Below are 23,174 nucleotides of genomic sequence, written 5' to 3'. Positions count from 1 at the left end.
CGCTGGCGTTACGAGTATTACGACAACGGCATGATGAGCAAAGTCATGCGGCCGGACGGCCAGGAAGTGATGTTCACGTACGACAGCTTGGGCCGCCGGATTGAGAAACGCTTCAACGGCGTAGTATACTGCTATATATGGGACGGGAACCAAATTCTGCATGAGTGGGCAGCGGAGAGCACGCAGGACAAGTATGAGGAAAAACCGGAGTTTGATTCAGTTGCACCTCAAGGAGCGGCAGAAAAGTTTAAGTACCTGATATCTCAACCTGCTGCTGCACAAGAACCCGACCCCGCGAGCCTGACGACCTGGGTGTTTGAGGACGGAACCTTCCGGCCGGCTGCCAAAATCACGGCCAATGGTACGTACAGCATCATCACCGACCATCTGGGCACCCCGGTAGAAATGTATGATGCACACGGGGAACGCGTTTGGGCCGCCGAATTGGATATTTACGGGGATATCCGCGGAATTTACCTCCGTGGCAAGAGAGCCGATTGCCCGTTCCGTTACCCGGGTCAATATGAGGACGTGGAAACGGGGCTATACTACAACCGCTTCCGCTATTACTCGCCGCATGAAGGGATGTATACGCAGCAGGACCCGATCGGGCTGGCGGGGAATAACCCGACGTTGTATGGGTATGTGTATGATCCGAATGTGGAAGCAGATGAATTTGGCTTAAAAAAATCAGGCAGTTCAAGAATAGGAACAGGACAGACTACAGGTGGAATGAATCGATCAACTTCTCAATGGCGAAATAGGTACGGCCCTGCATCAATGAGAGATCATCATCTAGGACCACAAGCATTATTAAATCAGGAGAAGTTTGTAACTCAATTGGAAAACAATGGTGTGAAAGATGCACAAAGATTCTTAGATAAAAGAATTTCCAGAATACCCCACGCTGAACATGCTAGATTACATGAGAATGGATGGAATAAAGATTGGTTAAAATGGCTTGATGAAAACCCGGATTTTACTATTAAGGATTTTGACAAAAATATTAAGGAAATGATGTATAAATACAATGTACCTAGAAGTAGTAGGAATGTAAAAATGTATGGGAGGAATTCTTCTGGTTGCTAAAAATGAATTCAATAAGGCGCTACGTTACTTAGACTTTGGTAATAATAAAACAGGGGAAATTTGTTTAAAAAATGCCATTGAAACTGCAAAAAAAGAAGGGGATACTATCACATTATTACAGGCAAGTTGTTGTTATGGCGACTTTCTATTTTTGATGGGAAGAAAAGAAGAAGCAAAATCTCACCTTTTGCGAGTGATATCTGATAACTCTAATACAGATGTACTTAGTTATGAGATAAATCGAGCGAAGGAATTGCTAAAAGAATTAAATAACTAGATGAAGATGCCTACCTAGATACTCTTCTTGAGGGAGATTATCCTTTTTGTTTCGGAGCACTATATTTTTTTGCTGATATCAAGGAAAATGAGATGACAAACCCAGTCCCTGGTTTCTGGCAATGTACCTGATCTTTTGAACAAAAACTCAACCAGTGGGAGGACTTTAATTTGACACAGGGATTAAGATAGCTTACAAGTAAGCAACCAGTTGTCGGGTAATGATCGGCAACTGGTTTTTTCAATTTGTTGTTGAAATGTTCTACTAAAGCCGATTCACTCGCCTTACAATCATATGGGAATAATGGTATTGGTAATACGTTTGGACCAACGAAAAGAACGCGCACGAAAGATCATTTGTTGGTAAGGCGAATTACTGGAATACACAAAAAGAAACCGCTCTAAAGGTGCACTCGACGTTAGTCGAATATAGGGATGTTGAATCATTCAATCGACCTTTAAGCAATTCTCAAATAAGGTTCAAATGGGGCTGTGGACGTGCTTGGCATGCTGCCGGGCGTCGGCGCCGTATTTGATGTGATTAATGCGGGGGTTAGTCTGGCACGCGGCGACTTTGTCGGCGCAGGGTTATCGCTCGTCTGTATGATTCCCGGGGGAAAAGCCGCCAGCAAGATCGGCAAAGCGGTGATCAAGGTTGGAGGCGAGAAAGTAATGAAGTTAGGCAAAAGCCAGATGGACAAGGTGCTCACGGCCGCGAAAAAGGTCATGAGCCAGACCGATATCATTCAGAAGCAAACTGGCAGAGCCGCAGACGCAGCTACAATTGGGATATCAATAACCGTCTAAAGTCGATCACGGACAACCTGACGAACAAGCAAACCAGCTTCCTTTACGACGATTTCGGCACCCTGATCGGTTCCGCAGGCTTTGACCGTTTGTTCCGAATGAGCGACAACGTAGGCAACCTGTATAGCAGCGGTCACAAGACCGACCGTAAGTACGGCGTAGGCGGTCAACTGTTGGAGTTTGACGGCATACGGTACAGCTACGATGAAGAAGGCAATCTGATTGAGAAGATAGAGGCCGACGGAACACACTGGCGTTACGATTATTATGGTAATGGCATGATGAGCAAAGTCGTACGGCCAGACGGTAGAGAAGTTACCTTCACGTATGATCCTCTTGGAAGGCGAATTGAAAAAGAGTATGATGGCATTAAAACAACCTATGTGTGGGACGGAAATACGATCCTTCACGAGTGGAAGGACGAACCGCAAACCGCAACAACGTGGGTATTCGATGACGGCACCTTCCAACCGGCAGCAAAACTGACGCCGGAAGGGCGTTTTAGTATCGTAAATGACCACTTGGGAACACCGGTGGAAATGTACGATGAACAAGGTGAACGTGTCTGGGCTGCTGAACTGGATATCTACGGAAATGTTCAGTGGACTGGCCTGAAAGGCAATCGACTGGATTGCCCCTTCCGTTACCAAGGGCAGTATGAAGATGAGGAAACGGGGCTGTACTATAACCGCTTCCGTTATTACTCGCCGTATGAGGGGATGTATACGCAGCAGGATCCGCTGGGGCTTAAGGGTGGGATAGTGCTTTACGGGTATGTAAGTGACCCGAATGCTTGGGTGGATCCATTTGGGTTGTTTGGCTTAATAAGATATAGACCTCATGTTTCGCTTAGTGCTAAACCAGGAGCTAGGGAAACTGCTATCCATCGAGCGTGGGCACTTGAAAAAAAATTAATATTAGCTACAGACAGGGGTACTAGAAATTGGTCAGCAGAAGAAATTGAACTCATTAAAAGTACCCCTAATTCAAGGTTACTTAGTGAAATGTCAGCTCAAGGTTACACTGGCCATCATATTAACAGCGTAGAGGGTAATGGTTCTTTAGGTCGTAAGTGGAAGGGGGATCCGAGAAATATAGTATTTTTATCTAATCATAGGACCGATAATGAGCACGTGTATTCAGACCAAGGACATAGGGGATCTACACAAAATGCAACACGAGGCAGGTTAATTGATCGTCAGGCAATGCTTGATCAAGCAGAGAAAGGTAGGAATCCAATAAAATGCAAACGCTAGAAACTTCTTTATCCAATTTTGCCGAAGCGTTTAACAAATACAATTACACCTATGGAGCTTCGCAAGAGGGCAAATTACTTCATAGGTCTGAGGCCCAAAGTGTGAATGTAGATAGCCGAATCCCACTCTCGTCAGAACTCAAGTTTTTTTACGAAACCTATGAGATGGTGGGTACAGTTTATAAACGTGGACATCAACTTGATGTATTGAATATTGAGATTGGAGGAGCACCTGTTTATCTCTATCCACTAGATTTATTAGCAGCAAGACAAAATGGATTCAGATGGATTGGCAGACAAGAACCTTTCAAAGAAAATCCTAAATGGAACCCGTCATGGGTAGTCATTGCAGATAAGAACGATGATCCAATCATTGTTGATACAGCTAAAAAAGGGTCTCCAGTATATGCCAGCTATGAAGGCGGAGATGAATTTCCATTATGTGATTCTCTAGCCACGTTTTTTGACGCATTAGCTATCATTCTTGAAACAGTCAATAAATTTGACGGGGATGTTATTGATGAAGAGACACTAGAGGTTAAGAGTGATTATGTCGAGACGTTGGAGCCCTTACTTGAAGAAGTTATTGGTCCAGAATACACCAAAAATATGTTCGAGTATTTATCTTATAGGGAGTAATGGTAAATACAAGATAGTGGGAGAGGTTTAACGTTTTTTAACTATCTTAACGGGGGCTTTTTAAGTAACTTTGTAGTTTAGATAAATTTTATGAATTTCTTGACCTTGATTGGCTTCTAGCCTTTTCAAGGTTTTATTTTTTACATCGATAAATAGATGGAGTATGATGCAACCGGCCGTCTGATCCAGGAATGGCGGGATAAATATTGGATCGCCAACAAGTATGATGAACTCGGCAACCGGACGGAGGTAAGCAGCAGCCTGGGCGCACACATCAAGATGGAACGGGATATGCTGGGTCAGATTAGCCAGTTGCAGGCCGAGCAAAAAGGGCAGGGGCAAGAGCCGACTGGCCCCGGTACGGCCTCGACGGGAACGGCCATGCCATGGACGGCACAAATGTCTTACAACAACGGGGCCAGTAACGAGTTCGATAAAATCTTCCGCATGGCGGATGATGTCGGGAACCTGTACAGCTGCGGCCTGTGCACGGACCGGAAATATGGCGCGGGCGGGCGCTTGCTGGAGTCCGAAGGAACGAAGTACAGCTATGACGAGGAAGGCCGACTGATCGAAAAGGTGGACCCGGACAAAACACGCTGGCGTTACGAGTATTACGACAACGGCATGATGAGCAAAGTCATGCGGCCGGACGGCCAGGAAGTGATGTTCACGTACGACAGCTTGGGCCGCCGGATTGAGAAACGCTTCAACGGCGTAGTATACTGCTATATATGGGACGGGAACCAAATTCTGCATGAGTGGGCAGCGGAGAGCACGCAGGACAAGTATGAGGAAAAACCGGAGTTTGATTCAGTTGCACCTCAAGGAGCGGCAGAAAAGTTTAAGTACCTGATATCTCAACCTGCTGCTGCACAAGAACCCGACCCCGCGAGCCTGACGACCTGGGTGTTTGAGGACGGAACCTTCCGGCCGGCTGCCAAAATCACGGCCAATGGTACGTACAGCATCATCACCGACCATCTGGGCACCCCGGTAGAAATGTATGATGCACACGGGGAACGCGTTTGGGCCGCCGAATTGGATATTTACGGGGATATCCGCGGAATTTACCTCCGTGGCAAGAGAGCCGATTGCCCGTTCCGATACCCGGGTCAATACGAGGACGTGGAAACGGGGCTATACTACAAACCGCTTCCGCTATTACTCGCCGCATGAAGGGATGTATACGCAGCAGGACCCTATAGGGCTGGCGGGGAATAACCCGACGTTGTATGGGTATGTGTATGATCCGAATACGGAAGTGGACGTATTTGGGCTGAGTAAGAATGGGTGTATTCCTGGGGGGAAGGGTGAAGCTGGAAGTAGAACCTTTTACACCGTACAAAATTCTATCGATGAAACTAGGTTATTAAAAGGTGGAGAACCTTGGCCTACTGCACCGCATAAGGCTCATCTGGGTGAGGGAGTCTACGCTTGGGATAATAAAGTTAGTGCTCTTGATTACTTGGATTTAAAGCTCAAGAGAAATCCAAGTGCTGATTTGAAAATTATTGAATTCAGTGTTGCAAAAAGTGATCTAGCTAAATTTAAATCTTTTGATGTGGATGGATTAAGCTCAGAAGAAACAGCTTTAATAGTTGGTTAAGTCGTTTTAGTAAATTATTGGACGGTACTCCTGACCATGGTTATGAGTATATTACTAGGGGAACTAATTTTGGAAAAGAGAACTTTTTTGACAAGTCCATAATGAAATATTTAAAATTTTGATAAGGATGGGTGGTAGTTTTTTTGAATCTAGTTGAACATACCTACAGAGTTTTTAAGTCCACATGGGGGATCTACGTTAAAATAATTGCAGAGTATACTTCAATATCAAATTACAATGCTCAAGATGATATGATAGAAGTATGCGATGGGTTAAAATTGGCTTTTGCCAAGCATCAAGTAGTAGATGAAGATACTCTTGTTGAAGGAGATATTATTTATTTAATTGAAGGTTTGAAAAAAGTAAGCGACCAAATTTTAGGTAAATCAATTTATAATAAAGATACGATAATAGTTATCCACTCAATAAACATAGCTCCGTGTGATTTTCAGGAAGAGGGTTTAGTAGCTGCTATAATTGAATGGGCTTCTATAGCATTCGGTTTTGAAGTACCTCCAATTGTTGTTACCTTTAATAAAGAAATAAACAAGTATGAATTTCTCTATTAATTGGGTGCTAGGCGGGCTTATTGGTTTGCAAGTAATATGTTCTCTAAGAGAGCGAATTGCTACACTGAAAATAAAACCCAGTGTGTATTTATGGCCTGTTTGTATCATAAGTGGAAAACAGGGAGAAATGCCAGAACTGTTTGATATTTTACCCAGTGATCATGTGTACCAAAGTCCATGAGGTATTGGCATGATTGTGAGATGATTAATGAACTTCTCTATGAAGTATGTGAGTATCGTATCTATAGTCTGAATGACACTCCTCAAAAAAGTGTGGAAATTCTATTATTTAGTTGTATTCCGTACGATTATTTTTCCATTAAAATACTTAGAGAAAAAGAAGGATTAAGCACACCGATAATAGAGCATCCATTACTTCAAACCAAATTAGCGGAAATTCCAAAGGATAAGCCGGGCTATAATCCAGATGAAGACGAGGTTTTGCAATATGTACTTCAGAATGAGAAAGTGCCAGACTGGCAACGAGTGATGCGCTAATTCCGGAGGAGAATAAGGACATGCATAATTCCGCATTGATACAGCTTAGTGAGAAGCTGGCCTATGATGAAGCGGCAAGTGTACTGGGAGAAGTTGCATTGGCTCTCGAATAACCGGAGGTTTATTTTGCAACATATGAGCAGCGTCTTGAGGAGAGAGGGATAGATGAGACGGTTGAGGATTTAGCCTGGATTGCATTGGTTGATGCCTTGATTGAGCGGGAACTGGCATTTGAAATCGATTGGAAGGATTCGGGAATATACGTATACGATGTGGTCGATGAACTGCTGAATAGGAAGGGGATACCAGTTCCGGATTGGGTAGAGTTTGAGGATGAGAGCTATGGTGGTTACTCTCCGAATCAGTTTAAATCGGAAGTATCTAAAAAACTTAACGAGCACGGAATGGGACTAGCTTATTTAAATATAGATAGTGACTCCTACATTCTTGTTACTATTCTTTTGGTAGATTTGGCTGATATCAAGCAACTGGCTGCAGAAGCAGGTTTCAGCATTAAAGACACTTTTGTGTAAGTATAATTGGTTAATAGCCATATAGAGTAGGGACGGTTGCGAGTAGCAAGCTAATATGTTGGAAACTTGATAGACCTTGATTGGCCACTAGCCTTTCGAGGTCTTTTTTGTCATAAAGAATGTAGTTGGATATGAATTGCCGCGCTGGCGTTACGAGTATTACGACAACGGCATGATGAGCAAAGTCATGCGGCCAGACGGCCAGGAAGTGGTGTTCACGTACGACAGCTTGGGCCGCCGGATTGAGAAGCGCTTCAATGGCGTAGTATACTGCTATATATGGGACGGGAACCAAATTTTGCATGAGTAGGCAGCGGAGAGCAAACCAGGAGAGCAGGAAGGAAACCCTAACATCATGGTTTTCCGGAACAATTTAAAGATATTTTTAAACAAATGGCAGACATTGATGTCAATGATCCTAAATATTTTTTCGATTTAAGCAAAAAACAACACACTAAAAAGCCTGGAATTCACACTAATAGTAGTAAGTTGGGTAAGAACTGGAATATTATTTGGAAGAATATTTTGAATGAATCTAAAATTAAATTTTCAAATTCTTCAAAACAAGAGATGAAAACTTATTTTGAGATGGTATTAGACAGTATGGCAAAGAAAAGCAAAATAAATTCTAGAAGTTCTACGTCAATTAAAAATTATTCGTATAAGAGGTGAGACTTTGTTTAAAAAGAGAAGCTTTGAGGACGTAGTAGATGGTTTGCAAAGGAGAAAAAACTCAGTTGCTGTTAGCGAATTATTTCCAAAGGAGTACTTATGGGTTTGTGAAAATTTGGCGGATAATAAAATATCCGAAGACTGCGTTCTCCTTTCGTATGAAAAAGCAAAACAGTATAATAAGGATTACCGTAAAGATTTTACTGAATTTGAAGGAGAACTATGGATATTTGGAGAAAGCGGACAGGGGGATTTATGGTTAATTAATTCAAACAATAATTTAAATAGTTTAATTTACTTTTATGATCATGACCTAGGGGATTTTTCATCTAAACATGCATTAAGTTTAAATATAAACCTAAAAGAATGGTTTATACTGGCTGACCTAATATCACAAATGGAGGGACTTATAGATACACAAGCCGACGTTTATTTTGATGAAAATTTGAACCTTAAAGCCGTGTATAGACAGGAGTTGCTTACTGAAATTGAAAAAATAAAAAAAGGGTTATCGAGTATTTACCCATTCGAACTATAAACCTTATAAAGGAGGTAAGCCTTCTATCATACTCTTTGAGTTATACTTTTTTTGAAAATATAGAAGATGAATTTGGTCAGCGTCCAAATGATGTTGTATTGGGATTTTTAATTCACCTTAATGGTTTGGACAATATCACATTTACTAGAGATATTGTTTCAGAGTTTGGAGATATGGATTATGTCGATTGTAAATTTCAGGAATTAACAAGTGCTTTAAAAAAAGAAATACTTGAAATGGAACAAACATATCTCCAAGCAATGCAGAATTTTCTCGAAAAAAGATTAGGTACTGATCTGACATATAAATGAGAAATCAAAGCTTTCTTACTAAATCAATATGAAATTGAAGAAGTCTCGAAAGGAAGATTGAACCCGAATGGAATCTCATTAATAAGGGTGAATAGTGCAGATATGCACAGGAAAAACAAGGAACTTTGCGTTTCCTGATCGCCAAGTAGGATTATTAAAGGGTCATCTGTTGGAGAAAAAATAATTTTAAAATTTTTGATCCGGAAATAGGGGGATATGATGATTATCCTGGATTAGAGTCACAAGTAAATAGGGATCCTTAAAACAACTCGAAACCATGGAACAGATAAAAGTATTAATAAATATTGTCGGAAAGTAGGCAACTTTAAATAATGGCGAATACTGAAAAATTGATTCAATGGATCGAGAATGGAAAGCAATTAGGAAATGTTTTTTCATTTGATATAAATGGGAAAACCATTTGGTCGTCTGTCGGTATACAAAAATGGCAAGGAATATATAAAGTTTACGTGGACGAAATTGATGAAGAAAATATGGTCGCGGAAAAGTACTTAAGAGAGGAAATGAAGGAATTTACCAATCTGCGTGAAGCTATAAAATTTATAGAACAAAATACTCAAACTAATTTATTGGATATGCAAATTTGTAAAGGGCGGAGAGTATTCAATCCAAATTTCGATTAGTAAGCTAAACAACAACATAATGCGATGTTACGAATTTGATCATAGTAGGAGATTTTGCATGATTGTTTGTATACAGCACGTTACCTTGATTTTAAAGAATGTTCAGGCGAGTTGGAAAAACCTGAGTTTGATTTGACCGCACTGCAAGGTCATCTATTTGTACAGCGAATAAATGGGCAAAAGGAGCAAGTGAAGTTTTAGTGGAAGGAGGAATACCTGGCAGTGCTATTATAGACTGTCATGGTTAAACGTTATGAAGGATAGTTTGAAACAGTTTCTGGAATATTCTGATTCTGATGAGGAGTTAGCAAATTATATTAGAATAAACGCAGATTGGAATGAAGAGTCATTTATAAAAATGATGAAGCTAATTAGGAAGGTGATTGGAGACTATTCTGATAGTCCTTACTATCACAAAGCATTTGTGTTCTATTGCATGGAAATTATAAGAATAATAATTGAAACAATTTCCTGTATAGAATTCTGCAACTCATGGCCAGAGGGGTATACACAGGAAAGTTACAGATATTTTATAGCAGAAAGAATTGAGAAATTAAAAATACTAAAGAAAGATTTTATTATGTCACTGTAATAAGAGAAGTGTATTTCTCTTTGTTAATTAAACATTTTTCAGATACGATATAGCTTAATCCAATTTGAAATAAACGAGTAGTAATAAATCCTGGATGTATACAGTTCTACACAAAATGCAACTCAACAAAAAAAGACAACTCCTCAGGATTAGAAATCCAGTAAGTAGTTGTCTTCTTCCTATTCAAGGCTATAAAGTTGACAATTATAGAGCCTACTTACTTTAATTTATTATACTTTCATGATGCGCTAGTAGAATCTATAAAGGTAGGGGAGCATGAGATCAATATTTTCATTGAATCTATAGATGTACTGCCAGAGCAAAAAGCTACCTCGTAAACCATCTACAGTGCGCCTCACGGGTTTCCTTTCGTATCAATCTGTAGGAAGAACATAGCGATATAAATTCCTTCTATTTCCTTCAAATGAACGGATAGGCATTACGGATCCTTACAAGGTAAAGGTGACGACAAACTAATACGAAAAAGACCAAGCCCCCTCGGGAAGCTGATTTCCTTGAGGGCTTGGTCCACTTCTATGATTTACACTGCAATAGCCTTCAAATCCGGTGAAACCATCAGCTTAGCCTCGGTTGCCTTCTGAACGTCTTCCACCGACAAACCCGAAGCGATTTCCTTCAGTAGCAGCCCTTTGCCTGGAATCACATCGATGACGGCCATTTCGGTAACGATGGTCTTTACAACATTTACGGCGGTCAGGGGGAGCTTGCAGGTTTTCAGGATTTTCGGCGCTCCGTCTTTGGTCAGATGCTCCATGGCTACGATCACCCGCTTGGCTCCAACCACCAAATCCATGGCCCCGCCCATACCCGGCACTTTTTTCCCGGGAATCATCCAGCTTGCCAGGTTGCCTTGCTCATCGACCTCCAGGGCGCCCAGAACGGTGATGTCTACATGCCCTCCGCGAATAATGGAAAAAGATAGCGTACTGTCGATAAAACAAGCTCCTTTTACGGTAGTTACGTAGTTTCCGCCAGCATCGATACAATCGAGTCTTTCCTTTCCCTGAGCCGCTTTGGGACCTACGCCGACAATTCCATTCTCAGCCTGCAGCGTAATATGCACGTTTTCAGGGATATAGTCCACCGCCATGGTAGGCAGGCCGATTCCAAGGTTGACGATATCGCCGTCTTTAAATTCCCGGGCTATTCTTCTAACGATTAATTCTCGGTTATTCATACTTAATCTCCCACCTTTACGATCGCATCGACAAAGATTCCGGGGACGTTGACATGATTGGGATCAATGTCCCCTGCCTTTACGTATTCGTCCGTCTGTGCAATGACATACTCGGCAGCCGTTGCCATAACAATATTGAAGTTGCGTGAAGAGCCGTTGATGACCAGGTTCCCCGCTTCATCCCCCTTATGGGCGCGAATTAACGCCACGTCCGCTTTGAGCGGTAGCTCCAGCAAATATTCCCGTCCGTCTATCTCCAGCTTTTGTTTACCTGCCTCGACAACGGTGCCTACGCCTACAGGGGTTAAAACACCGCCCAAGCCCGCTCCTCCCGCGCGGATTTTTTCCGCGAGCGTGCCTTGCGGGAAGAGCTGCACATCCGCTTCTTTCGTCATCAGGAGTCTCCCCGTTTCCGGATTGGCGCCGATGTAGGAAGCAAAAATCCGCTTTACTCGGCCGCTTTTCACAAGCTCATAGATCGATAGTTCCGATGTGCCCGTGTCGTTGGAAATTACGGTTATATTGCCGGCGGAATTAGTGTCGACCAGCGCGCGCACCAGCTCTTCCGGATAACCTCCGGCGAGAAAACCGCCGACCATCACCGTATCCCCATCTTTCACCTTCTTAACCGCTTCTTCCGCAGAGATGATTTTGTTCATCATGTTTCTCCCACCCTTATCTGATTTTTAGGGAAACTAACTTTCTTGGAGATAATCGTGGATGACTCTCGCATAGGGCAGCGTTAAATCGGCGATAAAATGTTTTCCGCCAACATAAGCTTTCACTGGCAAGTCGGCCACAGGGGCATTGACGTGGGGGACCAGGAATAATCTGGAGGGCCCTGACCAGGCGCCTTTTACCGTGATGTTTTCCAGATTATACGCCACTAACTGAGCGATTTTCGGAGTGCCGTCAACATCGGGGATTAATTTTAAATTAACCTGGGTTTTGGCGATCGATTTAGCCGTTTCCGCTTCATCGAGAAAGTGATATTTGAAAGGCATCGTTCCCATGGCCACCAGGACGTTATTATAGTGCAATGTGCCCGTCAGCGTCTCGGTTTCTTCGACTCTCAAGCGAGGTTTCGCCCATTTTTTCGGAAATCCCCAGATTTCCCGTCCCCCGAGAATAGCGGGCGCGTTGTCCAAATACATTTGCGCGACAAAATTGCACGGCTTTCCTTGAAAAGTACACGGAATAACAATCCCGCTTTCCTCATAGCTTCCCAAACCGGACGAATCGGGCATCTTGATCCACTCATACGAAACGGTGTTGCTTCCGTCCGGCTCAAGCGGTTCTGGGACCGCCTGTCTAATCGTGGCGGGATCGGATTCATAAGTAATGATAAAAAATTCCCGGTTAATGAAACGGCATGGCGGCCGTCCGTAACTGGCGCTGGCCGCAGGCATCGATTGCAGTGAAAGTACCTCTTTTTGATTCATAACGATCTCGCTCTCCCTTTTTTAGTTAAATGAGTGCATTCTCAACCAGCATCGCGATTCCCATGCCCGTTCCGATGCATAACGAGGCTATGCCGTAACGTGAAGATCTTCGTATCATTTCGTGAACCAGCGTAACCAATATTCTAGCGCCGCTTGCCCCGACAGGATGCCCGATTGCGATTGCGCCGCCATTAACATTGACCTTGTCCGGACGGATCCCAAGCTCCTTCAATACCGCAACTGCTTGCGCGGCGAAGGCTTCATTAATTTCAAAAAGATCGATGTCATCGATGGACATTCCCTGGCGTTTAAGAAGCGACGAAATGGCTTTCACCGGTCCCATTCCCATATAGGCGGGATCGACGCCGACCAACGAGTAACCCTTGATATATGCCAGCGGTTTTAACGCAAGCCCTTTACATTTGTCTTCCGATACGACGAGTGCGGCCGCCGCACCATCATTGATTCCCGAAGCATTTCCTGCGGTAACCGTTCCGTCCCTCTTAAACGCGGGCTTTAAACTGGAGAGTTTTTCCTTGGTGGTATCTCCTCTTACGTGTTCGTCTTCCGCGAAACTGATCGTTTCTTTTTTGGTTTTGATCGTGACCGGAACGATCTGTTCCGCAAAAACCTTTTTGTTTCTGGCTTCCGCGGCCTTTATCTGGCTTTGGTAGGAAAATTCATCCTGTTCAAGTCTAGAAATTTCATATTTTTCGGCAACATTTTCTGCGGTAATTCCCATATGGTATTTGTTGATTGGGCACGTAAGGCCGTCGTTCACCAAGGAGTCGACCAGTTCGCCGTTGCCCAGTCTGTAGCCGTTTCGGGCATCGCTTAGCAGATAAGGGGCGTTGGACATGCTCTCCATGCCTCCGGCCATGACGATGCTGCTTTGCTCCGCCAATATGGATTCGTAAGCTAATGCAATGGCATGAAGTCCTGAACCGCAAACCGTGTTGATCGTTGATGCGGGCACATCGATGGGGATGTCGGCTTTGAGCGCCGCCTGTCTGGCGGGGTTCTGGCCAACGCCCGCCTGAAGGACATTTCCCAGAAAGACTTGATCAATCTTAGCCGGCTCTAGTTTGCTTTGCTGAAGGCATGCTGTCATCACGTTGGCCCCCAGTTCGGGAGCGCTTAAAGGCGCAAGGGTTTTGTTAAAGGAGCCGACCGCCGTTCTCAATGGGCTTACTAGTGCAACTTTTTTCATAAACACTCACAATCCTTTCGTTGTGTTTAAGACAAAAAAATCCGTGACTGCATTTTATTTCGTGTTTTCCTCAGATTTAAGAACCACACCAGCTTTGAGATCCATGGCATCGGAAATTACAGCGAATGAAACACTGAGCATGACGACCTTGCGTTATCCATCATTTTTTGACAGTCTTCACTTCTTCCTTTAATTGGAATTTTGTAGCGGTTTTAATCTTAGTTCTAATGCCCAATTTGCTCAATGTTTAAATATAAACATAAAATTTAAAAACAATATATATAATGCCAAATAATCCAATATATCTCATTATTGCTTATATTTCCTGGATTTTTCTGAATTTTTCTGAATGTTTCTGCAAATAAAGGAACAAATGTTATATAATAGGAGAAAATGATTGCTAATTTCCAAATGGAGAACGATTTTAAGCTTTCCTGAACTTTGAGGGGAATATCTGAAAATAAACAGAATTTATAGATATAACCGAAATATCAATTTGGAGGAGCCGTGATGGATTGGACTAGGGGCAGCGGTTTAATTGAATATGTCGGGGAGGCGAGATTGGTTTTCGACCACCCGGATTTCCGCATGGAAAAAGCGGACCTTAACCAGATTTTCGCAAACTATGACGGCATTGGGTCAATTTTTTTACGGCGCGAGCCTTTGGTTGGGAACGGACACCGTGATTATCCTTCCGGCGGAAGACGAAGAGATGCGCGTTTATTAAGCTAATCGTTGATGGGGACACCTATCAGATACTATCGCTGGAGTTGTCCAGGGAAGAGATCAGGCACCCCGTTCAGTTAACGGAGGTCAATTTATCAGCACCGCGCAGCCCCAAAAAACTGCTTGTATTTTGAACTTGGCGGAGGTTTGGTTCAGGTGACTTATTTGGCCGGACAGGCTTCGGTTCGTTTCTGGCAGGATTTGAAAAAATGCGAGTTCTTCCAACTTGCCGAAAATGAGAGGTTTGCGGATTTCGATCATGAGTGGCGTAACGGGTTCCGAAGGGAGTCAGTATTTTGTTGGACCAGGATTCCATCCAGGCGATGCTTGACGCGGTGAACCGGGTGTTGGGCGAATAGCGGGGTGAAGCCATGTCGTTCAAAAAGATGGGGCGTCCTCCATCTGACAATCCCAAAAGTGAAAAGATTGAAGTACGTGTCGATCAAGAAATGATGAGCAAGCTCGATGCTTCCGCTGAGAAGCTGAATATGACATGTTAAGATATCGTGAGCAGAGGGATTGAGATGGAATATAACGATCTCCAAAAATAAAGAAGGAAGCGGCTCGTAAACGAAGCGAGTTGCTTTCAGGATTTCAAGTAAGATAAGCGAAGAGGAGCTTGCTCGAACTAACGAAAGCTCCTCTTCTCCGTTTTTTTAAATCCGTTGGTACACGGTTGGTACATTCAGCGTTTTTGAGCATAAAAAAGTTGCGGTCAAAAGCCCCGCAACCGTTGATTTTATAATGGTCGAGACGACAGGATTTGAACCTGCGACCTCTTGCTCCCGAAGCAAGCGCTCTACCAAGCTGAGCCACGTCTCGGCACGCAAAAATAAATGGTGGAAACATTAATAAATTATACTCCTTTCCCTCGAACTGTAAAGGGGGTTTTTCATGTTTTTTGTGGGCTTGCGATTCAGTCCGGCCCCATTGACGGCGGCTGTTTGGTTTTATATAATGGATGGTGATTTAATTGCAAATTGATTAAACTTTGAAGAGGAATATTAGTTTTCGATTCTGCCACCCAGAGAGCCGGTGTTTGGTGCAAGCCGGTTGGAGAATGGAGATGAACTCGCCTCGGAGTTATGATGCAAAACATCATCGTCTTACCCGCGTTAAGGGTGTAAAGGGAGCGAACGACAAAGCATGTCCGACGCTAACTAGGGTGGTACCACGGGAAATTTCCTCTCGTCCCTAGCGATGATACGCTATGGATCGGGAGGTTTTTTTATATTCTGCACAGGATATATTTGACAATGAATGATTTTAGGGAGGATTACATTATGGCGGACAAAAACGTGCCACACGACGTTTACCAAGCCCAAAACATCGAACCGAAATGGCAAGCTTACTGGGAGAACAATAAAACGTTTAAAACGAAAGAAGATGAGGGGAAACCGAAGTTTTACGCGTTGGATATGTTCCCTTACCCTTCCGGCGCGGGGCTGCATGTAGGCCATCCGGAAGGCTATACGGCTACGGATATCGTATCCCGCTTCAAGCGGATGCGCGGCTATAATGTGCTTCATCCGATGGGCTGGGATGCCTTCGGTCTGCCGGCGGAGCAGCACGCCCTGGATACCGGCGAGCACCCGCGGGATATCACGGTCAAGAATATCAACAACTTCCGGCGCCAGATCAAATCGCTCGGTTTCTCGTACGATTGGGACCGGGAGATCAGTACGACCGATCCGGAGTACTATAAATGGACGCAGTGGATTTTCATCCAGCTTTACAAGAAGGGCTTGGCTTACGTGGCCGAAGTGCCGGTGAACTGGTGCCCTGCCCTCGGAACAGTGTTGGCCAACGAGGAAGTCATCGACGGCAAGAGCGAACGCGGCGGACATCCGGTCATCCGGAAGCCGATGCGCCAGTGGGTGTTGAAAATTACGGAGTATGCCGAGCGTTTGCTCGAGGATCTGGAAGAGCTTGATTGGTCCGAAAGCATCAAGGATATGCAGCGCAACTGGATCGGCAAATCCGAAGGCGCGGAAGTGGTATTCTCGATTGAGGGGAATGAGGACTCGCTCACCGTGTTTACGACCCGCCCCGACACCTTGTTTGGCGCAAGCTACGCGGTGCTGGCTCCCGAGCATGAATTGGTGGAGAAGATCACGACCGAAGCGCAGCGCGAAGCCGTAAAGGCTTACCAGGAGCAGGCGGCGCGCAAGAGCGATCTGGAGCGGACCGATTTGGCGAAGGAGAAGACCGGTGTATTCACCGGCGCTTATGCCGTAAACCCGGTGAACGGGGCCAAGCTGCCGATCTGGATTGCGGATTACGTGCTTGCCGGATACGGGACCGGAGCGATAATGGCCGTGCCGGGTCATGATGAGCGCGACTACGAATTCGCCAAGCAGTTCGATCTGCCGATTATCGAAGTGGTGGAAGGCGGCGATTTGTCCAAAGAGGCATATGCCGGGGACGGACCGCATGTGAATTCCGACTTCCTCAACGGATTGCGCAATGAAGAGGCGATCAAGAAAATGATAGCCTGGCTCGAAGAGAACGGTAAGGGGAAAGGCAAAATAACCTACCGTCTGCGCGATTGGCTGTTCAGCCGGCAGCGGTACTGGGGCGAGCCGATTCCGATTCTCCATCTGGAAGACGGCACGATGAAGCCGGTGCCGGAAGATCAGCTTCCGCTCGTTCTGCCGGATGTGGAAGCGATCAAGCCGTCCGGTACGGGAGAATCCCCGCTGGCCAATGTAACCGAGTGGGTGAACACGACCGATCCGGAAACCGGGATGCCGGCCCGCCGGGAAACGAATACGATGCCGCAGTGGGCGGGAAGCTGCTGGTACTACTTGCGGTATATTGATCCGCACAATGACAAGGAGCTTTGCTCCATGGAGAAGCAGCAGGAATGGCTGCCGGTCGATTTGTACATCGGCGGAGCCGAACACGCGGTTCTTCACCTGCTGTATGCGCGGTTCTGGCATAAAGTCCTCTACGATCTCGGCGTCGTGTCGACGAAGGAACCGTTCCACAAGCTGGTCAACCAAGGGATGATTCTCGGTACGAACAATGAGAAGATGAGCAAGTCGCGCGGGAATGTCATCAATCCGGACGAAATTGTGAACGAGTACGGGGCGGATACGCTGCGGGTTTACGAAATGTTCATGGGGCCGCTGGAAGCGACCAAGCCTTGGAACGCCAACGGCGTTGAAGGGACTCACCGCTTCTTGTCCCGCGTTTGGCGCTTGTTTGTGGCCGAGGACGGTGGTCTGAACGCGAAGATTGTGGACGGCGAAGGCAGCGACGAATTCAAGCGGACCTGGCATAAGACGGTCAAAAAGGTAACGGAAGATTTCGAAGCATTGCGTTTCAACACGGCGATCAGCCAACTGATGATTTTTGTCAACGAAGCCTATAAGACTGATGTTGTTCCGAAAGCGGCGGCGGAGAACTTCGTGCAAATGCTGTCCCCGTTGGCGCCGCATCTGGCGGAAGAATTGTGGGAGAGCCTGGGCCACAAAGAGACGGTGACCTATGAACCATGGCCGACTTATGACGAGGCTTGGACGGTGGACGCCGAAGTGGAAATCGTCGTCCAGGTCAACGGCAAAATCGTCGACCGGACGAAGATTTCCAAGGACCTGGACCAAGCGGCCATGCAGGAGCATGCGTTTGCCCTTCCGAACGTGAAGCAGGCGGTGGAAGGCAAGACGGTCCGGAAAGTGATCGCCGTGCCCGGCAAGCTTGTAAACATCGTCGTCGGCTAAGCTTCCTTGTCCGGGGCGATTCCCGGTTCCGTGCCGAACAGAACATCGAGCCGGCCCAGATCCTCGTCGTACTTCCGGTGGGTCGTTTGAATGAGCCGCTGAAAAACATCCTGAAGCCCGTTTTCCAGCACGGCGATGCCTTCCGCGGTCACGCCGCCCGGGACCGCGACCCGCCGTTGCAGTTCCTGCGGTGTGAAGCCGCCCTCGGTCAACAGTTTGCCCGTGCCGTGCAGCATTTCTGCCCCCAGCCTGACCGCCTCGGGGAGGGTGATTCCCGTGAGTCTTGCGGCCTCTTGCGCCCATTGCTGAAGAATAAAAGCGATGAAGGCCGGACCGCAGCTGGCGATGTCCGAGGCGATTCTCGTCTCGCTCTCCCGGATGGCTACCGGCAGGCTGACCGAGGACATGAGCTGCTCCAGCAGCAGCCGGTCCTCGGGCAGGATACGGCTGCCGTAAACGCAGAGCGATGCTCCGGCCAGGGCAGAGTGCGTAATGCTGGGGATGATCTTGGCGACCTTGGAGGGAATGCGTCCCTCCAGCACGGCAATCCCCACAGGGCTGGTAATGGATACGACGATTTGCCCTTCGTTTAATACGCCCGTCAGCTCTGAGACGACGGACGGATAATCGAGCGGCTTCACGCATAAAAAGACGATATGGCTCCCGTTTACGGCGTCCGCATTACAGTCGGTAATGCGAAGTCCGGGATGCCGATTCGCCAGCAGTTCCGCTTTCGGCATGGAACGGTTGCTGGCGCAAATATGATGCGGGTGCAGTGCACCGGAACGCAGGAAAGCTTCGATCAGCAAGCTTCCCATTGATCCTGTTCCGATGAAAGCTACTTTCATCCCGGTTCCCCCTTCCGTGCGCAACCTGTTTTTATGCACAACCTATTTATATATATGCATCTTGATGGGATTTTCATGACCATGACTTCGGTGTGAATGTGAACCATATAAGAAGCAGAAAGGTGTGTACAGGTTGAAGAGGGGATATGTGATGACGGCGATCGTATCGGCGGTGATCGGAGCGGGTCTGATGCTCTTGGCGCTTGGCGCGGGCCAACCATCCGGGATCGAAGGATGGACGCCGTTAAACGAGAGCGTCGCCGATGCGGTGGCAAGAGCGGGAATCGACGGCGAGGGGCCTGCCGGGAAGGCGCCTTCCGGCGGTCTGAGTGCGGACAAACCTGAGACGAATGCGGGCTCCCTACAAAAGAATGCCGCCGCTTCAAGTCAGGATGCTCCGGTTGCAGCAGGAGGGCAGGCCCTCGGGAACAAATCCGATACCGAACCAAGCACGCTTGGGCAAAGCGGCTTGATCAGCATCAATACCGCCGGAACGGACCAATTGCAGGAAATTCCCGGTATCGGCGAGAAGAAGGCGAAGGCAATCGTGGACTACAGGAACGAACACGGGCCGTTTAAATCGGTGAATGAGTTGACGAATGTCAAGGGAATCGGCGAGAAGATGCTGGAAAAAATGAAGCCTCATATCGGGCTGTAAGAACAGGGGTTATGGCAGGGATGATACCGGATCATCGTAAAGATTGGGATACGTATTTCATGGATATCGCTTATATGGTGTCGACGCGTTCCCAGTGCAGCCGCCGCCATGTCGGCGCTGTGCTGGTCCAGGGTAAAAAGCTGCTGGGCACCGCCTATAACGGAGCTCCGTCGGGCGTCCCCGATTGCTCCGAGGCCGGCTGCATGATTGCCGAGGAATATGAACTTTCCGTGGTGGACGGCAAGGAGACCATGATCAAGAAGCAGCGCTGTGTCCGTACAATTCATGCGGAACAGAATCTGCTGTTGTTTACGGATCGGATCGACCGCGAAGGATCGAGCGTCTACGTGACGGACGAGCCTTGTTGGACCTGCGCCAACATGCTGGCCAACAGCGGGATCACGGAAGTGGTGTTCCATCGGCCTTACCCGAAGGATACGGGGAAAGTCACGGCAATGATGGGACAGAAGGGCATCACGTTCCGGCGCCTCGAATCGTATGAGCCGCCGCGCGAAACCGCGACTCAAATTGAAAACTGAATCACTTCGGATTTCGGTCAATGGATGCAGGAAGAACCTCATCTGCTTGGGAGCAGAGGGGGTTCTTTTTTTGTGGCAAACTTTTTTGACGGACAGGAGCGAGGACGATGGAGCGCAGACCTCTAGCGGCAATCGCCTGCTGTTGGATTGCCGGCAGCGGCTTGCTTTACTGCTTTGGAGGCTATACATTTTTGCTGTTATGGGGCGGATTGACTTTGATCGTTCCGCTGCCGGCGGCACTGGGGCGGGTGCCTTGGAAGCGGGTGGTGTTAATGTGGGTGGCCTTTTCACTCGGTGCGGCCTATTGGATTTACAATGATGCCGGAAACGTCAGTCATATAGAAAAGAGGCCGACACAGCCGGGGAATGATCTCCTGGCGGAAGAAGCGGTGGGCAGCGTGGAGGGAACCATTGTGTCCGCGGTCAAAGTGGACGGGGATCGGGCCGATTTCATTCTGCGCCTTAGCCGGTATTCCTGGTCGGATAAACCGGACAGTAGTCCGAATGCAGGGCAAAAACGGTCGCCATGGGTTAACAGCCCCCGGGAAAAGGTGGCCGTTCAGGTCCGCTTGTCCTCGAAGGAGGAAGCCAAGGAGGCATCCGCCTGGAAGCGGGGACAGCGGATCGCGATGCACGGTACGTTCGAACGTCCGGGGAACGCCCGGAACTACGGAGGTTTTGATTACTGCAACTATTTGCACAACCAGCGGATTCATTGGCTATTCAAGGTGAAGGGGGCATCCGGGATCAACTTCCTTCCGCCGGACAATTTCGATATCCCCGTTTGGCTAGGAAAGGTCGACGGCCTTCGGGAAGCGCTCGGCAGGCGGGTGCAAGAGCTGTTTCCGGGGTGGCAGGCCGGCTACATGCAAGGGCTGATCATCGGTCTGGAAGATGAGCTCGAGCCCGAGAAGTATGCTCAATTTACCAATCTGGGTCTCACACACATTTTGGCGATTTCCGGGAGCCATGTCGCGATTAACGTGGGACTTATTTTTGGCTTGCTCCGCTTATGCCGCGTCAGCCGTGAAACCTCACTGTTGATCGTGATGGCCTTTGTTCCGGCCTATGTGCTGTTAACCGGCTTCTCTCCATCCGTCATCCGATCGGGAGTAATGACCCTGCTGGGTCTATATCTGCTGCGAAAGCGGCTGATCAAGGACGGCATGAACGTGCTGTCGGCCGCGGCGCTGCTGATGCTGGTGTGGGAGCCGTATTTTTTATTGAACGTCAGCTTCCAGTTGTCCTTTGCCGTCACGGCCGGGCTGATGCTTTATGTACCGCTTTTGACCCCTCATCTCCATTGGCTTCCCGAGCGGATCCGGGGGGCTGTCGCTATAACGGTGGCGGCCCAGCTCGTTTCTTTTCCGCTCACCATTTTTTACTTTAATCAGTTTTCCTTGCTCTCATTAGCGGCCAATCTGCTGATCGTCCCGCTGGTAAGTCTGGTGGCCCTGCCGCTCGGCACCTTTGCCCTGCTGCTGAGCGGGGTATGGCTCCGTTTGGGGCAATGGCTGGCCTATCCGGTGCGTTGCGTTAATGCGCTGACCTTTGTAGCCGCGGAATGGCTGGATGCGCGAAGCGGATTTATGACTTTCTGGAAATCGCCATCCTTGCTATGGATCGCTTTCTTCTATACAGTGACATATTGGCTCTTAAAAAGAAGCCTCCCGGACATCCGGCGGGGCGGTCCGTTTGCGGTAGCATCGTACCTGCAGGATACCGCTCCCCTTCCGACAAAGCCGGAGGCAGCGCATCCGGCCGTCCCGTTTTTGTCCAACCATCCCCGCGACCGCGTCTGGAAAAGGGCGGCTTTCAACGGCTGCCTTGCGCTCTGCTTGCTCGCTCTTCTTATCCTGGGGTACCAGCCGGATTTCAAGCGGGGGATCGGCTATATTCAATTCATCGATGTGGGGCAAGGAGATTGCGCTTTAATCACGACACCCGGCGGTTTGCACCTCCTGGTCGACGGCGGGGGCACCGTATCTTTTCGCAGACCGAAGGAGGCGTGGCGGGACCGGAGGGTTCCGTTTGAGGTCGGCGCCAAGACGGTAGTTCCTTTGTTGAAGAAGCGGGGGATCCACCGGCTGGACGCCATAATTCTAACGCATGGGGACCAGGATCATATCGGCGGCCTGCAAGCGGTCGTTGACCAATTCCCGGTTGAAGCTCTTATCACGAACGGATCGCTTGCGGAATCCGCCACCATGAACAAGCTGATGAAGACGGCGCTGTCCAAGGAAATTCCCATATATGCCGCATATAGAGGCATGAGGCTTACCCCCGACGCGCGCACGACCCTCGAGTTTTTATCGCCCTCCCCGGAGCGCGTTTCGCCGGGAGCGGGTATTCCTTACGTAAAAGACCAGAACCGGAGATCGGTGGTGTTTCGGTTGAAGATGGATGGCAGAACTTTTATGTTTACCGGTGATATGGATGAGGCGGCCGAGCGGGAAGTGCTGGAAATCAAGGAACTGGCGACGGGAAAAGAAACCACCGATGTGCTGAAAGTGGCGCATCACGGCAGCAAAACCTCCACCTCGGCCGAGTGGCTTCAGGCGATCCGCCCCGGAGCATCCGTCATTTCAGTCGGGGCCGCCAATACATACGGACATCCCAATGGGGATGTGCTGAAGCGCCTTACGGAAGGCGGGAGCGCGGTTTACCGGACGGATCGGATGGGGGAGGTTCAGATGGTCATCAACAAGGGTGAGATTTTTGTAAGAACAAAGATCGTCGCTCCCGCCCCCTAGCATAAATTATAGAGAGCAGTTAAGAATGGCGCGGATGACGCGT

At 47.5% G+C, this 23,174-nt stretch carries 25 protein-coding genes, 1 tRNA gene, 1 pseudogene and 1 other annotated feature; of the genes and pseudogenes, 20 read left to right on the top strand and 7 right to left on the bottom strand.

What is annotated here, in order from left to right; genetic code table 11:
• The 16 genes and pseudogenes from V4U88_RS04520 to V4U88_RS04445 all read left to right on the top strand — a co-directional run.
• Positions 1-1,089: RHS repeat-associated core domain-containing protein (locus tag V4U88_RS04520; RefSeq protein ID WP_334072029.1), on the top strand; the 1,089-nt coding region annotated here is incomplete at its 5' end.
• On the top strand, positions 1,064-1,366 hold the full coding sequence (locus V4U88_RS04515) for a hypothetical protein (protein ID WP_334072028.1): 303 nt from the start codon (positions 1,064-1,066) through the stop codon (positions 1,364-1,366). The genes V4U88_RS04520 and V4U88_RS04515, both read left to right, overlap by 26 nt.
• A 491-nt stretch (positions 1,367-1,857) precedes the next feature.
• Positions 1,858-2,172, top strand: a complete 315-nt coding sequence (locus tag V4U88_RS04510) for a hypothetical protein (RefSeq protein ID WP_334072027.1) — start codon at positions 1,858-1,860, stop codon at positions 2,170-2,172.
• A 98-nt stretch (positions 2,173-2,270) separates the two neighbouring features.
• Positions 2,271-3,428 (top strand): RHS repeat-associated core domain-containing protein, encoded by a 1,158-nt coding sequence (locus V4U88_RS04505; protein WP_334072026.1) that lies wholly within the window; start codon positions 2,271-2,273, stop codon positions 3,426-3,428.
• Positions 3,416-4,066 (top strand): hypothetical protein, encoded by a 651-nt coding sequence (locus V4U88_RS04500; protein ID WP_334072025.1) that lies wholly within the window; start codon positions 3,416-3,418, stop codon positions 4,064-4,066. Before V4U88_RS04505 ends, V4U88_RS04500 begins: the two co-directional genes overlap by 13 nt.
• Positions 4,067-4,222: 156 nt before the next feature.
• Positions 4,223-5,245: an RHS repeat domain-containing protein gene (locus tag V4U88_RS04495; RefSeq protein ID WP_334072024.1), complete on the top strand. Its 1,023-nt coding sequence runs from the start codon at positions 4,223-4,225 to the stop codon at positions 5,243-5,245.
• Positions 5,246-5,249: 4 nt separating this feature from the next.
• Positions 5,250-5,675: a hypothetical protein gene (locus tag V4U88_RS04490; protein WP_334072023.1), complete on the top strand. Its 426-nt coding sequence runs from the start codon at positions 5,250-5,252 to the stop codon at positions 5,673-5,675.
• 143 nt (positions 5,676-5,818) lie between these two features.
• Positions 5,819-6,244 carry a hypothetical protein gene (locus V4U88_RS04485; RefSeq protein ID WP_334072022.1) on the top strand — a complete coding sequence of 142 codons (426 nt, stop codon included), beginning with the start codon at positions 5,819-5,821 and terminating at the stop codon, positions 6,242-6,244.
• 201 nt (positions 6,245-6,445) lie between these two features.
• Positions 6,446-6,742: a hypothetical protein gene (locus tag V4U88_RS04480; RefSeq protein ID WP_334072021.1), complete on the top strand. Its 297-nt coding sequence runs from the start codon at positions 6,446-6,448 to the stop codon at positions 6,740-6,742.
• A gap of 125 nt (positions 6,743-6,867) precedes the next feature.
• A pseudogene (locus V4U88_RS04475) lies at positions 6,868-7,275 on the top strand (DUF6630 family protein); the annotation flags it as partial.
• 136 nt (positions 7,276-7,411) lie between these two features.
• Entirely contained in the window at positions 7,412-7,585 is a 174-nt protein-coding gene (locus V4U88_RS04470; protein WP_334072020.1) for an RHS repeat domain-containing protein, read from the top strand.
• A gap of 83 nt (positions 7,586-7,668) precedes the next feature.
• Positions 7,669-7,947, top strand: a complete 279-nt coding sequence (locus tag V4U88_RS04465) for a hypothetical protein (protein ID WP_334072019.1) — start codon at positions 7,669-7,671, stop codon at positions 7,945-7,947.
• A 4-nt stretch (positions 7,948-7,951) separates the two neighbouring features.
• Positions 7,952-8,485: a hypothetical protein gene (locus V4U88_RS04460; RefSeq protein ID WP_334072018.1), complete on the top strand. Its 534-nt coding sequence runs from the start codon at positions 7,952-7,954 to the stop codon at positions 8,483-8,485.
• A gap of 35 nt (positions 8,486-8,520) precedes the next feature.
• The gene (locus V4U88_RS04455) at positions 8,521-8,796 is read left to right on the top strand and encodes a hypothetical protein (protein ID WP_334072017.1); all 276 of its coding nucleotides are present in this window, start codon (positions 8,521-8,523) and stop codon (positions 8,794-8,796) included.
• Positions 8,797-9,128: 332 nt separating this feature from the next.
• On the top strand, positions 9,129-9,440 hold the full coding sequence (locus V4U88_RS04450; RefSeq protein ID WP_334072016.1) for a hypothetical protein: 312 nt from the start codon (positions 9,129-9,131) through the stop codon (positions 9,438-9,440).
• Between the two features lie 253 nt (positions 9,441-9,693).
• Complete coding sequence (locus V4U88_RS04445; RefSeq protein ID WP_334072015.1) at positions 9,694-10,032, top strand: hypothetical protein; 339 nt, start codon at positions 9,694-9,696, stop codon at positions 10,030-10,032.
• A gap of 541 nt (positions 10,033-10,573) precedes the next feature.
• Here V4U88_RS04445 and V4U88_RS04440 read toward each other — a convergent pair.
• The 6 genes from V4U88_RS04440 to V4U88_RS04415 form a co-directional block, all read right to left on the bottom strand.
• A complete protein-coding gene (locus tag V4U88_RS04440) occupies positions 10,574-11,230 on the bottom strand; it encodes a 3-oxoacid CoA-transferase subunit B (RefSeq protein WP_334072014.1) in 657 nt (218 codons plus the stop codon).
• 2 nt (positions 11,231-11,232) lie between these two features.
• On the bottom strand, positions 11,233-11,892 hold the full coding sequence (locus V4U88_RS04435; RefSeq protein WP_334072013.1) for a CoA transferase subunit A: 660 nt from the start codon (positions 11,890-11,892) through the stop codon (positions 11,233-11,235).
• A gap of 33 nt (positions 11,893-11,925) precedes the next feature.
• Complete coding sequence (locus V4U88_RS04430) at positions 11,926-12,672, bottom strand: acetoacetate decarboxylase (RefSeq protein WP_334072012.1); 747 nt, start codon at positions 12,670-12,672, stop codon at positions 11,926-11,928.
• A 25-nt stretch (positions 12,673-12,697) separates the two neighbouring features.
• Entirely contained in the window at positions 12,698-13,882 is a 1,185-nt protein-coding gene (locus V4U88_RS04425; RefSeq protein WP_334072011.1) for an acetyl-CoA C-acetyltransferase, read from the bottom strand.
• Positions 13,883-14,695: 813 nt separating this feature from the next.
• Positions 14,696-14,869 carry a hypothetical protein gene (locus V4U88_RS04420; RefSeq protein ID WP_334072010.1) on the bottom strand — a complete coding sequence of 58 codons (174 nt, stop codon included), beginning with the start codon at positions 14,867-14,869 and terminating at the stop codon, positions 14,696-14,698.
• A 484-nt stretch (positions 14,870-15,353) separates the two neighbouring features.
• Positions 15,354-15,430 (bottom strand) — tRNA-Pro (locus V4U88_RS04415).
• A 160-nt stretch (positions 15,431-15,590) separates the two neighbouring features.
• Positions 15,591-15,807: a binding site (T-box leader), on the top strand.
• Positions 15,808-15,891: 84 nt separating this feature from the next.
• Between V4U88_RS04415 and leuS the strand changes: the two genes are divergently transcribed.
• The gene (gene leuS, locus V4U88_RS04410) at positions 15,892-18,333 is read left to right on the top strand and encodes a leucine--tRNA ligase (RefSeq protein ID WP_334072009.1); all 2,442 of its coding nucleotides are present in this window, start codon (positions 15,892-15,894) and stop codon (positions 18,331-18,333) included.
• On the opposite strand, the gene comER is transcribed toward leuS, so the two are convergent.
• Positions 18,330-19,181, bottom strand: a complete 852-nt coding sequence (gene comER, locus V4U88_RS04405; protein WP_334072008.1) for a late competence protein ComER — start codon at positions 19,179-19,181, stop codon at positions 18,330-18,332. The genes leuS and comER overlap by 4 nt on opposite strands.
• A gap of 151 nt (positions 19,182-19,332) precedes the next feature.
• Here comER and V4U88_RS04400 point away from each other — a divergent pair, with 151 nt between their 5' ends.
• The 3 genes from V4U88_RS04400 to V4U88_RS04390 all read left to right on the top strand — a co-directional run bounded on the left by V4U88_RS04400 (position 19,333) and on the right by V4U88_RS04390 (position 23,131).
• A complete protein-coding gene (locus V4U88_RS04400) occupies positions 19,333-19,839 on the top strand; it encodes a ComEA family DNA-binding protein (RefSeq protein ID WP_334072007.1) in 507 nt (168 codons plus the stop codon).
• 20 nt (positions 19,840-19,859) lie between these two features.
• Positions 19,860-20,378 (top strand): deoxycytidylate deaminase, encoded by a 519-nt coding sequence (locus V4U88_RS04395; protein WP_334072006.1) that lies wholly within the window; start codon positions 19,860-19,862, stop codon positions 20,376-20,378.
• A 107-nt stretch (positions 20,379-20,485) separates the two neighbouring features.
• Positions 20,486-23,131 (top strand): ComEC/Rec2 family competence protein, encoded by a 2,646-nt coding sequence (locus tag V4U88_RS04390; protein WP_334072005.1) that lies wholly within the window; start codon positions 20,486-20,488, stop codon positions 23,129-23,131.
• Positions 23,132-23,174 lie beyond the last annotated feature (43 nt).

The sequence above is a fragment of the Paenibacillus sp. A14 genome (genome assembly GCF_036864815.1).
Taxonomy (GTDB): domain Bacteria; phylum Bacillota; class Bacilli; order Paenibacillales; family Paenibacillaceae; genus Fontibacillus; species Fontibacillus sanfengchensis.
This window is presented reverse-complemented; position numbering and strand designations above follow the sequence as displayed.